Annotated in this window: 9 protein-coding genes, 2 tRNA genes and 3 rRNA genes; 6 read left to right on the top strand and 8 right to left on the bottom strand. The window is 38.2% G+C overall.

The genetic code is table 11. The features are described from left to right. Positions 1-84: 84 nt before the first annotated feature. Genes ilvC through ilvA form a run of 6 tightly spaced genes read left to right on the top strand, consistent with a single transcriptional unit; the run spans position 85 to position 6,937 of the window. Positions 85-1,089 (top strand): ketol-acid reductoisomerase, encoded by a 1,005-nt coding sequence (gene ilvC / locus NST10_RS13300; RefSeq protein ID WP_000214552.1) that lies wholly within the window; start codon positions 85-87, stop codon positions 1,087-1,089. A 29-nt stretch (positions 1,090-1,118) separates the two neighbouring features. Then, positions 1,119-2,648, top strand: coding sequence for a 2-isopropylmalate synthase (locus tag NST10_RS13295; protein ID WP_000094575.1), 1,530 nt, complete (start codon positions 1,119-1,121; stop codon positions 2,646-2,648). A gap of 2 nt (positions 2,649-2,650) precedes the next feature. Next, on the top strand, positions 2,651-3,697 hold the full coding sequence (gene leuB, locus NST10_RS13290; protein WP_339210349.1) for a 3-isopropylmalate dehydrogenase: 1,047 nt from the start codon (positions 2,651-2,653) through the stop codon (positions 3,695-3,697). 13 nt (positions 3,698-3,710) lie between these two features. Next, positions 3,711-5,081: a 3-isopropylmalate dehydratase large subunit gene (gene leuC, locus NST10_RS13285; RefSeq protein ID WP_000531832.1), complete on the top strand. Its 1,371-nt coding sequence runs from the start codon at positions 3,711-3,713 to the stop codon at positions 5,079-5,081. Further along, positions 5,082-5,654, top strand: a complete 573-nt coding sequence (gene leuD, locus NST10_RS13280) for a 3-isopropylmalate dehydratase small subunit (RefSeq protein WP_000718949.1) — start codon at positions 5,082-5,084, stop codon at positions 5,652-5,654. Positions 5,655-5,668: 14 nt separating this feature from the next. Next, positions 5,669-6,937: a threonine ammonia-lyase IlvA gene (gene ilvA / locus NST10_RS13275; protein ID WP_000216850.1), complete on the top strand. Its 1,269-nt coding sequence runs from the start codon at positions 5,669-5,671 to the stop codon at positions 6,935-6,937. A gap of 76 nt (positions 6,938-7,013) precedes the next feature. Here the strand turns inward: ilvA and NST10_RS13270 are convergent, their stop codons facing one another. The 8 genes from NST10_RS13270 to NST10_RS13235 all read right to left on the bottom strand — a co-directional run bounded on the left by NST10_RS13270 (position 7,014) and on the right by NST10_RS13235 (position 16,326). Continuing rightward, positions 7,014-7,430, bottom strand: coding sequence for a hypothetical protein (locus NST10_RS13270; RefSeq protein ID WP_000688536.1), 417 nt, complete (start codon positions 7,428-7,430; stop codon positions 7,014-7,016). A 327-nt stretch (positions 7,431-7,757) separates the two neighbouring features. Further along, positions 7,758-7,872: ribosomal RNA gene (rrf, locus tag NST10_RS13265) — 5S ribosomal RNA — on the bottom strand. Between the two features lie 72 nt (positions 7,873-7,944). Beyond that, positions 7,945-10,867 (bottom strand): 23S ribosomal RNA (locus tag NST10_RS13260). Between the two features lie 366 nt (positions 10,868-11,233). Then, a 16S ribosomal RNA gene (locus NST10_RS13255) occupies positions 11,234-12,785 on the bottom strand. The 16S, 23S and 5S rRNA genes sit together here with 2 tRNA genes alongside, the layout of an rRNA operon. Positions 12,786-12,903: 118 nt before the next feature. Next, a tRNA-Gly gene (locus NST10_RS13250) sits at positions 12,904-12,977 on the bottom strand. A 21-nt stretch (positions 12,978-12,998) separates the two neighbouring features. Further along, a tRNA-Leu gene (locus NST10_RS13245) sits at positions 12,999-13,081 on the bottom strand. Positions 13,082-13,727: 646 nt separating this feature from the next. After that, positions 13,728-14,183 (bottom strand): SprT family protein, encoded by a 456-nt coding sequence (locus tag NST10_RS13240; protein WP_001058376.1) that lies wholly within the window; start codon positions 14,181-14,183, stop codon positions 13,728-13,730. After that, on the bottom strand, positions 14,176-16,326 hold the full coding sequence (locus tag NST10_RS13235) for a Tex family protein (protein WP_339210344.1): 2,151 nt from the start codon (positions 16,324-16,326) through the stop codon (positions 14,176-14,178). Before NST10_RS13235 ends, NST10_RS13240 begins: the two co-directional genes overlap by 8 nt. Between the last annotated feature and the right edge of the window lie 321 nt (positions 16,327-16,647).

The raw sequence follows: 16,647 nt of genomic DNA, 5'->3' as shown, positions 1-16,647 counted from the left end.
GCTAGTTAACATCTGCCACTATTACAAAGCTATATTTCAGAATTTTCGAAAAACAAAACATTTAATTATTTGGAGGAATTTATTATGACAACAGTTTATTATGATCAAGATGTAAAAACGGACGCTTTACAAGGCAAAAAAATTGCAGTAGTAGGTTATGGATCACAAGGCCACGCGCATGCACAAAACTTAAAAGACAATGGATATGATGTAGTCATCGGTATTCGCCCAGGTCGCTCTTTTGACAAAGCTAAAGAAGATGGATTTGATGTGTTCCCTGTTGCAGAAGCAGTTAAGCAAGCTGATGTAATTATGGTGCTATTACCTGATGAAATTCAAGGTGATGTATACAAAAACGAAATTGAACCAAATTTAGAAAAACATAATGCGCTTGCATTTGCTCATGGCTTTAACATTCATTTTGGTGTTATTCAACCACCAGCTGATGTTGATGTATTTTTAGTAGCTCCTAAAGGACCGGGTCATTTAGTTAGACGTACATTTGTTGAAGGTTCTGCTGTACCATCACTATTTGGTATTCAACAAGACGCTTCAGGTCAAGCACGTAATATTGCTTTAAGTTACGCAAAAGGTATTGGTGCAACTCGTGCAGGTGTTATTGAAACAACATTTAAAGAAGAAACTGAGACAGATTTATTTGGTGAACAAGCAGTACTTTGCGGTGGTGTATCGAAATTAATTCAAAGTGGCTTTGAAACATTAGTAGAAGCAGGTTATCAACCAGAATTAGCTTATTTTGAAGTATTACATGAAATGAAATTAATCGTTGATTTGATGTATGAAGGCGGTATGGAAAATGTACGTTACTCAATTTCAAATACTGCTGAATTTGGTGACTATGTTTCAGGACCACGTGTTATCACACCAGATGTTAAAGAAAATATGAAAGCTGTATTAACTGATATCCAAAATGGTAACTTCAGTAATCGCTTTATCGAAGACAATAAAAATGGATTCAAAGAATTTTATAAATTACGCGAAGAACAACATGGTCATCAAATTGAAAAAGTTGGTCGTGAATTACGCGAAATGATGCCTTTTATAAAATCTAAAAGCATTGAAAAATAAGATAGACCTACAATGAGGAGTTGTTAAATATGAGTAGTCATATTCAAATTTTTGATACGACACTAAGAGACGGTGAACAAACACCAGGAGTGAATTTTACTTTTGATGAACGCTTGCGTATTGCATTGCAATTAGAAAAATGGGGTGTAGATGTTATTGAAGCTGGATTTCCTGCTTCAAGTACAGGTAGCTTTAAATCTGTTCAAGCAATTGCACAAACATTAACAACAACGGCTGTATGTGGTTTAGCTAGATGTAAAAAATCTGACATCGATGCTGTATATGAAGCAACAAAAGATGCAGCGAAGCCGGTCGTGCATGTTTTTATAGCAACATCACCTATTCATCTTGAACATAAACTTAAAATGTCTCAAGAAGACGTTTTAGCATCTATTAAAGAACATGTCACATACGCGAAACAATTATTTGATGTTGTTCAATTTTCACCTGAAGATGCAACGCGTACTGAATTACCATTCTTAGTGAAATGTGTACAAACTGCAGTTGACGCTGGAGCTACAGTTATTAATATTCCTGATACAGTCGGCTACAGTTACCATGATGAATATGCACATATTTTCAAAACCTTAACAGAATCTGTAACATCTTCAAATGAAATTATTTATAGTGCTCATTGCCATGACGATTTAGGAATGGCTGTTTCAAATAGTTTAGCTGCGATTGAAGGCGGTGCGAGACGAATTGAAGGCACTGTAAATGGTATTGGTGAACGAGCAGGTAATGCAGCACTTGAAGAAGTCGCGCTTGCACTATACGTTCGAAATGATCATTATGGTGCTCAAACTGCCCTTAATCTCGAAGAAACTAAAAAAACATCGGATTTAATTTCAAGATATGCAGGTATTCGAGTGCCTAGAAATAAAGCAATTGTTGGCCAAAATGCATTTAGTCATGAATCAGGTATTCACCAAGATGGCGTATTAAAACATCGTGAAACATATGAAATTATGACACCTCAACTTGTTGGTGTAAGCACGACTGAACTTCCATTAGGAAAATTATCTGGTAAACACGCCTTCTCAGAGAAGTTAAAAGCATTAGGTTATGACATTGATAAAGAAGCGCAAATAGATTTATTTAAACAATTCAAGGCCATTGCGGACAAAAAGAAATCTGTTTCAGATAGAGATATTCATGCGATTATTCAAGGTTCTGAGCATGAGCATCAAGCACTTTATAAATTGGAAACACTGCAACTACAATATGTCTCTAGCGGCCTTCAAAGTGCTGTTGTTGTTATTAAAGATAAAGAGGGTCATATTTACCAGGATTCAAGTATTGGTACTGGTTCAATCGTAGCAATTTACAATGCAGTTGATCGTATTTTCCAAAAAGAAACAGAATTAATTGATTATCGTATTAATTCTGTCACTGAAGGTACTGATGCCCAAGCAGAAGTACATGTAAATTTATTGATTGAAGGTAAGACTGTCAATGGCTTTGGTATTGATCATGATATTTTACAAGCCTCATGTAAGGCATACGTAGAAGCACATGCTAAATTTGCAGCTGAAAATGTTGAAAAGGTAGGTAATTAATTATGACTTATAACATTGTTGCCCTACCTGGTGATGGAATCGGTCCAGAAATTTTGAACGGATCTCTATCATTGCTTGAAATTATAAGTAATAAATATAATTTTAATTATCAAATAGAGCACCACGAATTTGGTGGTGCTCTATTTGATACATTCGGCGAGCCTTTAACTGAGAAAACCTTAAATGCGTGTAAAAGAGCAGATGCTATTTTACTGGGTGCAATCGGTGGACCTAAATGGACAGATCCTAACAATCGACCAGAACAAGGATTATTAAAATTACGTAAATCATTAAATTTATTTGCAAATATACGTCCCACTACCGTTGTCAAAGGCGCTAGTTCTTTATCACCTTTAAAGGCAGAACGCGTTGAAGGCACAGATTTAGTTATAGTCCGTGAATTGACAAGTGGTATTTATTTTGGAGAACCTAGATATTTTAATAATCACGAGGCCTTAGATTCTCTTACTTATACAAGAGAAGAAATAGAACGCATTGTTCACGTAGCATTTAAATTGGCCGCTTCAAGACGAGGAAAACTAACATCAGTTGATAAAGAAAATGTATTAGCTTCTAGTAAATTGTGGCGCAAAGTCGTAAATGAAGTGAGTCAATTATATCCAGAAGTAACAGTGAATCACTTACTTGTTGATGCTTGTAGTATGCATTTAATCACAAATCCAAAACAATTTGACGTCATCGTTTGCGAAAACTTATTTGGCGATATTTTAAGTGATGAAGCTTCAGTGATTCCTGGTTCACTTGGTTTATCACCTTCTGCTAGTTTTAGTAACGATGGTCCAAGATTGTATGAGCCTATTCATGGATCAGCACCAGATATTGCAGGTAAAAACGTTGCCAATCCATTTGGAATGATTCTATCTTTAGCGATGTGTTTACGTGAAAGCTTAAATCAACCAGATGCTGCAGATGAATTAGAACAACATATTTATAACATGATAGAACATGGGCAAACGACAGCAGATTTAGGCGGCAAACTGAATACTACTGATATTTTCGAAATTCTATCTCAAAAATTGAATCACTAAGGGGGAGATGTAAATGGGTCAAACATTATTTGACAAGGTGTGGAACAGACATGTGTTATACGGAAAATTAGGCGAACCGCAACTATTATACATTGATTTACACCTTATACATGAAGTTACTTCTCCTCAAGCATTTGAAGGACTTAGGCTTCAAAACAGAAAATTAAGACGCCCAGATTTAACATTTGCAACACTCGATCACAATGTTCCTACTATTGATATTTTCAATATTAAAGATGAAATTGCAAACAAACAAATCACAACATTACAAAAAAACGCCATAGATTTTGGGGTGCATATTTTTGATATGGGTTCTGATGAACAAGGTATTGTTCACATGGTGGGACCTGAGACAGGACTTACACAGCCTGGCAAAACAATCGTTTGTGGTGACTCTCACACAGCAACACATGGAGCATTTGGTGCTATTGCATTTGGAATTGGAACAAGTGAAGTTGAACATGTTTTCGCAACTCAAACGCTATGGCAAACAAAACCCAAAAACTTAAAAATCGATATTAATGGCACCTTACCAACAGGCGTCTATGCTAAGGACATTATTCTGCATTTAATTAAAACGTATGGTGTTGATTTTGGTACAGGCTATGCTTTGGAATTTACTGGTGAAACAATTAAAAACCTTTCAATGGACGGTCGAATGACTATTTGTAACATGGCTATCGAAGGTGGTGCCAAATACGGCATAATCCAACCTGATGATATAACATTTGAATATGTTAAAGGTCGACCATTTGCCGATAACTTCGCTAAATCAGTTGATAAGTGGCGTGAGCTATATTCTAATGACGACGCGATATTTGATCGTGTAATTGAACTTGATGTTTCAACATTAGAACCACAAGTGACATGGGGAACTAATCCTGAAATGGGTGTTAATTTCAGTGAACCATTCCCTGAAATCAATGATATCAACGATCAACGTGCGTATGATTATATGGGGTTAGAGCCAGGACAAAAAGCTGAAGATATCGACTTAGGGTATGTTTTCCTCGGTTCATGTACAAATGCTAGACTATCAGATTTGATTGAAGCTAGTCATATTGTTAAAGGAAATAAAGTTCACCCAAATATTACAGCTATCGTCGTACCAGGTTCTCGTACAGTAAAAAAAGAAGCTGAAAAATTAGGTCTAGATACTATCTTTAAAAATGCAGGATTTGAATGGCGTGAGCCAGGATGTTCAATGTGTTTAGGCATGAATCCTGACCAAGTACCTGAGGGCGTACATTGTGCATCTACAAGTAATCGAAACTTTGAAGGACGACAAGGCAAAGGTGCAAGAACACATTTAGTATCCCCTGCTATGGCAGCAGCAGCAGCTATTCATGGTAAATTTGTGGACGTAAGAAAGGTGGTTGTTTAAATGGCAGCAATCAAACCTATTACAACATATAAAGGTAAAATAGTCCCTCTTTTCAACGACAATATCGATACAGACCAAATCATTCCTAAAGTACACTTAAAGCGTATTTCAAAAAGTGGCTTTGGTCCATTTGCTTTTGATGAATGGCGGTACTTACCTGATGGTTCAGATAATCCTGATTTCAATCCAAATAAGCCTCAATATAAAGGTGCATCCATATTAATTACTGGAGATAATTTTGGATGTGGTTCAAGTCGTGAACATGCAGCTTGGGCACTTAAGGACTATGGCTTTCATATTATAATTGCAGGAAGTTTCAGTGACATTTTTTATATGAATTGTACAAAAAATGCAATGTTACCAATTGTTTTAGAAAAAAATGCACGTGAACATCTTGCTAAATATGTTGAAATTGAGGTCGATTTACCAAATCAAACTGTGTCATCACCAGACAAGAGTTTCCATTTTGAAATTGATGAAACTTGGAAGAATAAACTTGTAAATGGCTTAGATGACATTGCAATCACCCTACAATATGAATCATTAATAGAAAAATATGAAAAATCACTTTAAGGGAGTTGAATATTATGACAGTCAAAACAACAGTTTCTACGAAAGATATCGATGAAGCATTTTTAAGACTTAAAGATATTGTCAAAGAAACACCTTTACAATTAGACCATTACTTATCTCAAAAGTATGATTGTAAAGTTTATTTAAAACGAGAAGATTTACAATGGGTACGTTCTTTTAAATTAAGAGGTGCTTACAATGCTATTTCTGTTTTATCAGATGAAGCTAAAAGTAAAGGTATTACATGTGCGAGTGCAGGTAATCATGCTCAAGGTGTTGCCTATACAGCTAAAAAACTTAATTTAAACGCTGTTATCTTTATGCCAGTCACTACACCTTTACAAAAGGTAAATCAAGTAAAATTCTTTGGAAATAGTAACGTTGAAGTTGTACTAACTGGTGATACATTTGATCACTGTTTAGCTGAAGCTTTAACTTATACAAGTGAACATCAAATGAACTTTATAGATCCATTCAATAATGTTCATACAATTTCTGGACAAGGTACGCTTGCTAAAGAAATGCTAGAACAAGCAAAGTCTGACAATGTTAACTTTGATTATCTATTTGCCGCAATTGGTGGTGGTGGTTTAATTTCAGGTATTAGTACCTATTTTAAATCCTATTCTCCCAACACAAAAATTATCGGAGTTGAACCTTCAGGTGCTAGTAGTATGTACGAATCTGTTGTCGTAAATAATCAAGTTATCACATTACCTAATATCGATAAATTTGTCGATGGAGCTTCTGTAGCCAGAGTTGGCGATATTACTTTTGAAATTGCCAAAAAAAATGTAGATAACTACGTACAAGTAGATGAAGGTGCTGTATGTTCAACAATTTTGGATATGTATTCAAAACAAGCAATAGTAGCAGAACCCGCTGGCGCTTTAAGTGTAAGTGCGCTTGAAAACTATAAAGATCATATTAAAGGTAAAACAGTGGTTTGTGTCATTAGTGGTGGTAATAATGATATTAATCGAATGAAAGAAATTGAAGAACGTTCATTACTATATGAAGAAATGAAGCATTACTTTATCTTAAATTTCCCTCAACGTCCAGGTGCATTGAGAGAATTTGTAAATGACGTATTAGGACCTCAAGACGATATTACTAAATTTGAATACTTAAAAAAATCTTCTCAAAATACAGGTACTGTCATTATTGGTATTCAACTTAAAGATCATGATGATTTAATACAACTCAAACAACGTGTAAATCATTTCGATCCTTCCAATATTTATATTAATGAAAATAAGATGTTATATTCATTGTTAATTTAACACATATTAAGAAAAGCAGTCATAAATTGATTTCTAATTGAAATCATCTTATGACTGCTTTTTATTATGCTTTACATTATTGAGGTTGCACGCTTTGTATACCATCGTATATTTCTTTGAGCCTAAAGTCTTCTTCATTCCCCACCCCATTATTTATATTTTGAATGGCAGTTGAAATTACTTTGTCATAAATAGCCTTCTCACTTTCTGGTAAATTATGTCGTGGTATACTCATCAAAGCATATGCTTTTTGTTTATCTTCAATATTTTCTATACGATTCTTATTATTATTAAAATTCTCATTAGCTTCACTACCATTATTATTAATATTATGCGTGTTTTCTTTTTCATGTTTGTTTTCTTGCATATGATTCGGGATTTCTGACTTATTTTCAGCATCTGTAGGAAAATATATTTTATAAGCAAAAAATCCACACACAATCAATGAGCATACAAATAAAAAAGTTAACATCGTACCAATAAATATTTTCAAATCCGTTCTCCTTTCAACCATTCATTCTTACATGTATATTTAGTATTAAAAAATCCTTATAGTCTCAACTTGCCTGGCAACGTTCTACTCTAGCGGAACGTAAGTTGGCTACCATCGTCGCTAAAAACCTTTCTTGACTTGTGACAATCGCTTGCTTCTTTCCTCTCCTTCGGCTCTCGCTTACTCATTTAGCTCTACTAAACTCGTTGCGCTCTTTTCTCGTTTCGTCAGATTCAAACGTTTTCACTTCGCCAAGCCATTTTTCTTTGTGTTAACTTTTATTTTGACGTTTTAGACATAAAAAAAGAGACCTTGCGGTCTCAACTTGCCTGGCAACGTTCTACTCTAGCGGAACGTAAGTTCGACTACCATCGACGCTAAGGAGCTTAACTTCTGTGTTCGGCATGGGAACAGGTGTGACCTCCTTGCTATAGTCACCAGACATATGAATGTAGATTATACATTCAAAACTAGATAGTAAGTAAAAGTGATTTTGCTTCGCAAAACATTTATTTTGATTAAGTCTTCGATCGATTAGTATTCGTCAGCTCCACATGTCACCATGCTTCCACCTCGAACCTATTAACCTCATCATCTTTGAGGGATCTTATAACCGAAGTTGGGAAATCTCATCTTGAGGGGGGCTTCATGCTTAGATGCTTTCAGCACTTATCCCGTCCACACATAGCTACCCAGCTATGCCGTTGGCACGACAACTGGTACACCAGAGGTATGTCCATCCCGGTCCTCTCGTACTAAGGACAGCTCCTCTCAAATTTCCTACGCCCACGACGGATAGGGACCGAACTGTCTCACGACGTTCTGAACCCAGCTCGCGTACCGCTTTAATGGGCGAACAGCCCAACCCTTGGGACCGACTACAGCCCCAGGATGCGATGAGCCGACATCGAGGTGCCAAACCTCCCCGTCGATGTGAACTCTTGGGGGAGATAAGCCTGTTATCCCCGGGGTAGCTTTTATCCGTTGAGCGATGGCCCTTCCATGCGGAACCACCGGATCACTAAGTCCGTCTTTCGACCCTGCTCGACTTGTAGGTCTCGCAGTCAAGCTCCCTTATGCCTTTACACTCTATGAATGATTTCCAACCATTCTGAGGGAACCTTTGAGCGCCTCCGTTACCTTTTAGGAGGCGACCGCCCCAGTCAAACTGCCCGCCTGACACTGTCTCCCACCACGATAAGTGGTGCGGGTTAGAAAGCCAACACAGCTAGGGTAGTATCCCACCAGCGCCTCCACGTAAGCTAGCGCTCACGTTTCAAAGGCTCCTACCTATCCTGTACAAGCTGTGCCGAATTTCAATATCAGGCTACAGTAAAGCTCCACGGGGTCTTTCCGTCCTGTCGCGGGTAACCTGCATCTTCACAGGTACTATGATTTCACCGAGTCTCTCGTTGAGACAGTGCCCAAATCGTTACGCCTTTCGTGCGGGTCGGAACTTACCCGACAAGGAATTTCGCTACCTTAGGACCGTTATAGTTACGGCCGCCGTTTACTGGGGCTTCGATTCGTAGCTTCGCAGAAGCTAACCACTCCTCTTAACCTTCCAGCACCGGGCAGGCGTCAGCCCCTATACATCACCTTACGGTTTAGCAGAGACCTGTGTTTTTGATAAACAGTCGCTTGGGCCTATTCACTGCGGCTCTTCTGGGCGTTAACCCTAAAGAGCACCCCTTCTCCCGAAGTTACGGGGTCATTTTGCCGAGTTCCTTAACGAGAGTTCGCTCGCTCACCTTAGAATTCTCATCTTGACTACCTGTGTCGGTTTGCGGTACGGGCACCTATTTTCTATCTAGAGGCTTTTCTCGGCAGTGTGAAATCAACGACTCGAAGACACAATGTCTTCTCCCCATCACAGCTCAGCCTTAATGAGTACCGGATTTGCCTAATACTCAGCCTTACTGCTTAGACGTGCAATCCAATCGCACGCTTCGCCTATCCTACTGCGTCCCCCCATCGATTAAAACGATTATAGGTGGTACAGGAATATCAACCTGTTATCCATCGCCTACGCCTGTCGGCCTCAGCTTAGGACCCGACTAACCCAGAGCGGACGAGCCTTCCTCTGGAAACCTTAGTCAATCGGTGGACGGGATTCTCACCCGTCTTTCGCTACTCACACCGGCATTCTCACTTCTAAGCGCTCCACATGTCCTTACGATCATGCTTCAACGCCCTTAGAACGCTCTCCTACCATTGTCCAAAGGACAATCCACAGCTTCGGTAATATGTTTAGCCCCGGTACATTTTCGGCGCAGTGTCACTCGACTAGTGAGCTATTACGCACTCTTTAAATGATGGCTGCTTCTAAGCCAACATCCTAGTTGTCTGGGCAACGCCACATCCTTTTCCACTTAACATATATTTTGGGACCTTAGCTGGTGGTCTGGGCTGTTTCCCTTTCGAACACGGACCTTATCACCCATGTTCTGACTCCCAAGTTAAATTAATTGGCATTCGGAGTTTGTCTGAATTCGGTAACCCGAGAGGGGCCCCTCGTCCAAACAGTGCTCTACCTCCAATAATCATCACTTGAGGCTAGCCCTAAAGCTATTTCGGAGAGAACCAGCTATCTCCAGGTTCGATTGGAATTTCTCCGCTACCCTCAGTTCATCCGCTCACTTTTCAACGTAAGTCGGTTCGGTCCTCCATTCAGTGTTACCTGAACTTCAACCTGACCAAGGGTAGATCACCTGGTTTCGGGTCTACGACCAAATACTAAACGCCCTATTCAGACTCGCTTTCGCTACGGCTCCACATTTACTGCTTAACCTTGCATCAAATCGTAACTCGCCGGTTCATTCTACAAAAGGCACGCCATCACCCATTAACGGGCTCTGACTACTTGTAAGCACACGGTTTCAGGTTCTATTTCACTCCCCTTCCGGGGTGCTTTTCACCTTTCCCTCACGGTACTGGTTCACTATCGGTCACTAGAGAGTATTTAGCCTTAGGAGATGGTCCTCCCAGATTCCGACGGAATTTCACGTGCTCCGTCGTACTCAGGATCCACTCAAGAGAGACAACATTTTCGACTACAGGATTATTACCTTCTTTGATTCATCTTTCCAGATGATTCGTCTAATGTCGTCCTTTGTAACTCCGTATAGAGTGTCCTACAACCCCAACAAGCAAGCTTGTTGGTTTGGGCTCTTCCCGTTTCGCTCGCCGCTACTAAGGGAATCGAATTTTCTTTCTCTTCCTCCGGGTACTAAGATGTTTCAGTTCTCCGGGTGTGCCTTCTGATATGCTATGTATTCACATATCGATAACATGACATAACTCATGCTGGGTTTCCCCATTCGGAAATCTCTGGATCAAAGCTTACTTACAGCTCCCCAAAGCATATCGTCGTTAGTAACGTCCTTCATCGGCTTCTAGTGCCAAGGCATCCACCGTGCGCCCTTAATAACTTAATCTATGTTTCCACCATTTTTATAAGTCAAACGTTAACATGAAGTTACGTTCTTTTATAAAAAGATTTAAACGCGTTATTAATCTTGTGAGTGTTCTTTCGAACACTAGCGATTATTTCTTATGAATTCAAGCTTGTTTAAAACTCTTTATTCACTCGGTTTTGCTTGGTAAAATCTATATTTTACTTACTTATCTAGTTTTCAATGTACAATTTCTTTTTAGTCAAGCGCTCGCATACTGCTTTATTATCACAAGCAATATCGCTTTAACCAAAAAATATTTGAATGTTAAATAAACATTCAAAACTGAATACAATATGTCACGTTATTCCGCATCTTCTGAAGAAGATGTTCCGAATATATCCTTAGAAAGGAGGTGATCCAGCCGCACCTTCCGATACGGCTACCTTGTTACGACTTCACCCCAATCATTTGTCCCACCTTCGACGGCTAGCTCCTAAAAGGTTACTCCACCGGCTTCGGGTGTTACAAACTCTCGTGGTGTGACGGGCGGTGTGTACAAGACCCGGGAACGTATTCACCGTAGCATGCTGATCTACGATTACTAGCGATTCCAGCTTCATGTAGTCGAGTTGCAGACTACAATCCGAACTGAGAACAACTTTATGGGATTTGCTTGACCTCGCGGTTTCGCTGCCCTTTGTATTGTCCATTGTAGCACGTGTGTAGCCCAAATCATAAGGGGCATGATGATTTGACGTCATCCCCACCTTCCTCCGGTTTGTCACCGGCAGTCAACTTAGAGTGCCCAACTTAATGATGGCAACTAAGCTTAAGGGTTGCGCTCGTTGCGGGACTTAACCCAACATCTCACGACACGAGCTGACGACAACCATGCACCACCTGTCACTTTGTCCCCCGAAGGGGAAGGCTCTATCTCTAGAGTTGTCAAAGGATGTCAAGATTTGGTAAGGTTCTTCGCGTTGCTTCGAATTAAACCACATGCTCCACCGCTTGTGCGGGTCCCCGTCAATTCCTTTGAGTTTCAACCTTGCGGTCGTACTCCCCAGGCGGAGTGCTTAATGCGTTAGCTGCAGCACTAAGGGGCGGAAACCCCCTAACACTTAGCACTCATCGTTTACGGCGTGGACTACCAGGGTATCTAATCCTGTTTGATCCCCACGCTTTCGCACATCAGCGTCAGTTACAGACCAGAAAGTCGCCTTCGCCACTGGTGTTCCTCCATATCTCTGCGCATTTCACCGCTACACATGGAATTCCACTTTCCTCTTCTGCACTCAAGTTTTCCAGTTTCCAATGACCCTCCACGGTTGAGCCGTGGGCTTTCACATCAGACTTAAAAAACCGCCTACGCGCGCTTTACGCCCAATAATTCCGGATAACGCTTGCCACCTACGTATTACCGCGGCTGCTGGCACGTAGTTAGCCGTGGCTTTCTGATTAGGTACCGTCAAGATGTGCACAGTTACTTACACATATGTTCTTCCCTAATAACAGAGTTTTACGATCCGAAGACCTTCATCACTCACGCGGCGTTGCTCCGTCAGGCTTTCGCCCATTGCGGAAGATTCCCTACTGCTGCCTCCCGTAGGAGTCTGGACCGTGTCTCAGTTCCAGTGTGGCCGATCACCCTCTCAGGTCGGCTATGCATCGTTGCCTTGGTAAGCCGTTACCTTACCAACTAGCTAATGCAGCGCGGATCCATCTATAAGTGACAGCAAGACCGTCTTTCACTTTTGAACCATGCGGTTCAAAATATTATCCGGTATTAGCTCCGGTTTCCCGAAGTTATCCCAGTCTTATAGGTAGGTTATCCACGTGTTACTCACCCGTCCGCCGCTAACATCAGAGAAGCAAGCTTCTCGTCCGTTCGCTCGACTTGCATGTATTAGGCACGCCGCCAGCGTTCATCCTGAGCCAGGATCAAACTCTCCATAAAAATTATGATGTTTGATTAGCTCATAAATACTAAATAATGTTGTAACTTATAGTTACGTTTTTTGGAATTAACGTTGACATATTGTCATTCAGTTTTCAATGTTCATTAAAATTATTTATGGAGCGGGTGATGGGAATCGAACCCACAACATCAGCTTGGAAGGCTGAGGTTTTGCCATTAAACTACACCCGCTTATTTAATTAAGAATTTTGATGCGGCCGAGAGGACTTGAACCTCCACGGGATTTCTCCCACTAGGCCCTCAACCTAGCGCGTCTGCCATTCCGCCACGACCGCGGATATAGGCATTTAAAACATCTTCGTTTTTCAGAACGTTATTTATTATATTATGATTAAAAATATTTGTCAATAACTTTTAATCGTTTTTTTACATTAAATTAATTTGTGTTATCAGTTGTTAACACAACGTTATTCATAATAAAACATTAAGAACTTATTGTCAACATATTTTATAAATTAAATTTAGAATTGACTGTCTTTCAAATCAAAGTTTATTTAATTTGTTCTTTTTTAAGGAACGTGTTTAATCATACTAACTATAAGCTGTACAGTCAATAGATAAATTCAATCAAAATGTCATTAAAAATGTATAATTATCTTTTGTGCCACTTTAAAGCTTTAATTGGGTAAAGTTTATATATAATTCATTACTAAAATACGCCAAGATTTTTAATCTAATCTATTTAATTTCATCCTATCAAGTCACAATTTATGCCATTACCTATATTAAAAGTAGAAAAGCCGCGATTGCGAAGTATTAAATTACGACAATCTCGGCTTTAAACATTTTATAAACACAATTTCTTCTTATTCAATTACTATGTTTACCAATCAAAATAACTCACTGATAAATTCTATATAAATTCCATACAACTCATAAATAATCTTACATATACATGAATTAGCTCTATTTGTATTGTACTTATTTCAATTGTCTTTTCATTCTTAATTTTCCATTGCAATGTCCGCAACGCATACGATTCGTATCAACTTTACGGATACGTATATATTTTGCATGACATTTAGTGCAATAATATTCATAATTTGCCCGTTGTTGATAGCTTTCAATGCTGTTACAAAATCTAGGCGCTCCAACCTGTTGGCTCAATCGTTTAAAATCTTGATCTTTATGTTGATAACCTTTACCAGCAATATGCAAGTGATAATGACACAGTTCATGCAGTATAATTTTTACAACAGCATCTTCTCCATAATGCTCATATTGTTTTGGATTAATTTCAATATCATGAGACTTTAAAAGATAACGTCCGCCTGTTGTACGTAACCTTTTATTAAAATATGCACGATGTTGAAAGGTACGTCCAAATTTTTCTTCCGAAAGGTTCTCGACCATTCGCTGAAGTATTTCGTTATTCATGTGGATCAATCATTGTTAATGATACTTTGTCTTTATTTTTATCAATACTATGAATCCAAACGTCTACGATATCACCAACACTGACAATATCCATTGGGTTTTTAACAAATTTCTTAGAAAGTTTCGAAACATGGACAAGTCCATCTTGTTTAACACCTATATCTACAAATGCTCCAAAATCTACTACATTTCTAACTGTGCCACTCAATTTCATTCCTTCTTTTAAATCTTCAATTGATAGCACATCGGATTTAAGGATTGGTGTTTCAAACTCGTCCCTTGGATCTCGATTAGGTGCTTTCAAGGATTTAATAATATCCTCTAATGTAGGTACACCGACTTGTAATTCAATCGCCAGTTCATCCATATCCAATGAATTTAATTTAGCTTTTAATGCATCACTACCTAAATCATTACCACCAAATCCGAGTTTATCTAATAACTGATACGTTACTTTATAGCTTTCGGGATGAATCGATGTATTATCCAATGGCTCTGACCCGTCTACTATTCTTAAAAATCCTATACTCTGCTCAAAAGTTTTAGCACCCAAACGCTTAATCTTGCTTAACTCTTTATTATGCTTTATTGCGCCATTTTCTTCTCTATATGCAATTATATTTTTAGCAATTTGCGAACTTAGACCAGACACATATTGTAATAATGATGATGATGCTGTATTGACATCAACACCTACTTGGTTAACTGCTGTTTCAACAACGAAAGTTAATGCATTTTCTAGTGCTTTTTGATTAACATCATGCTGGTATTGTCCAACACCAATAGATTTAGGATCGATTTTAACTAATTCACTTAATGGATCTTGAACGCGTCGTCCAATTGATACGGCACTTCTTTCTTCCACTTGAAAATCAGGAAATTCATCTCTAGCAATTTCTGATGCTGAGTATACTGAGGCGCCCGCTTCATTGACAATGATGAATTGTACTGGCAACTGATGCTTTTTAATTAAATCTGCAACAAATTGTTCTGTTTCACGACTTGCTGTACCATTGCCAATTGCAATTAATTGCACATCATACGCTTTAATCATTTGTACAAAATCCTTCTCTGCTGCTTCTTTTTTAGCAACTGGTGGATGCGGATAAATCACACCTTTTGCTATAAAAGTACCAAATGGGTTAATGACTGCTAATTTACAACCTGTTCTAAATGCAGGATCTACGCCTAATATTTGTTTACCTTTCATTGGAGGTTGCAGTAATAGATTTCTTAAGTTTTCACTAAAAACATCTATTGCATGATTTTCAGCTTTTTCAGTTAAATCAGCATGGATTTCACGCTCTATCGAAGGGACAATTAAGCGTTTCAAGCTATCTTTAATCGCCTCTAAAATATAACTGCGATTTACATTATTATGATTGATTTCTTGACGTGCAATGAAGTCCTCTACTGCTGTCGTATCGAATTCAAACTTTACAGATAATACTTTCTCTTTTTCGCCACGATTCACAGCTAAAACTCTATGATTAGCAATGCGTTTAATTGGCTCACTATATGCATAGTACATTTCAAAAATACCTTTTTCATCTTCAGCATTTTTCTTTTTAGATGTAGTTAACACACCTTGATGATACATATCTTTTAAAATTTTTGTTCTATATTTAGGATTATCTGAAATTTGTTCAGCAATAATATCTTGCGCACCTCTGATAGCATTTTCAACCGATTGCACTTCTTCATTTATAAATTGTTGTGCTTTTTCTTCAATTGATACTTCATGTTTACGTGCCTTCATCCATATCGCTAATGGTTCTAATCCTTTACGTTTCGCCTCAGTCGCCCTAGTCTTTTTCTTTTGTTTAAAAGGTCTATATAGGTCTTCAACACGTTGTAATTTGTTCTGTTTTAAAATATCTTTCTTTAATTCCTCAGTAAGTAATCCTTGCTGTTCTATATTTTTGATAACTTCTTCTTTACGTTTTTGTAAATTGACCATATATTGGTATTCGTCATCAATTTGCTTTATTTGAACTTCATCTAGTCCACCAGTTTGCTCTTTTCGATACCTCGCAATAAATGGTACTGTATTTTTTTCTTCAAGCAGTGTTAACACTGCTTCAATTTGTTTTTTACTAAATTGATATTTCTCTATGATTGAATTAATCAATTGATTGTCCATTTACTTAACCCACACTTTTTCTTAAATTTACTCATTTATTTTAACATATTCTAAAATACTTCTATTAAGGTATGATACTTAATGCAATTTTAACTTCCAAAACTTTAAAAACGAATTATTAGGTCATACTATATCTTAAAACGCACTAAGATTATTGAAAATGACACACCATCATTTCCTAAATTTCATAATCTAAACCTACTTTTTTTATTCTAATAGCAATCCACTTAATTAAACTGACAATTAGATATCTTCTTCACTTAAATTATTAATACTATATCGCGACATTTATGTGGATACACATTAAACTACGTTAATAAT

Origin of the sequence: Staphylococcus sp. FSL W8-0305, assembly GCF_037966415.1 — a bacterium.
In the GTDB taxonomy this organism is placed as follows: domain Bacteria; phylum Bacillota; class Bacilli; order Staphylococcales; family Staphylococcaceae; genus Staphylococcus; species Staphylococcus aureus.
Note: the sequence above shows the minus strand (reverse complement) of the source record. Positions and strands in the feature narration are given on the sequence as shown.

Bases quoted from the DNA above. Each gene is read 5' to 3' on its own strand.
- leuB (WP_339210349.1), top strand. From the start codon at position 2,651: ATGACTTATAACATTGTTGCCCTACCTGGTGATGGAATCGGTCCAGAA.
- NST10_RS13295 (WP_000094575.1), top strand. From the start codon at position 1,119: ATGAGTAGTCATATTCAAATTTTTGATACGACACTAAGAGACGGTGAA.
- NST10_RS13240 (WP_001058376.1), bottom strand. From the start codon at position 14,183: ATGAATAACGAAATACTTCAGCGAATGGTCGAGAACCTTTCGGAAGAA.
- leuD (WP_000718949.1), top strand. From the start codon at position 5,082: ATGGCAGCAATCAAACCTATTACAACATATAAAGGTAAAATAGTCCCT.
- leuC (WP_000531832.1), top strand. From the start codon at position 3,711: ATGGGTCAAACATTATTTGACAAGGTGTGGAACAGACATGTGTTATAC.
- NST10_RS13235 (WP_339210344.1), bottom strand. From the start codon at position 16,326: ATGGACAATCAATTGATTAATTCAATCATAGAGAAATATCAATTTAGT.
- ilvC (WP_000214552.1), top strand. From the start codon at position 85: ATGACAACAGTTTATTATGATCAAGATGTAAAAACGGACGCTTTACAA.
- ilvA (WP_000216850.1), top strand. From the start codon at position 5,669: ATGACAGTCAAAACAACAGTTTCTACGAAAGATATCGATGAAGCATTT.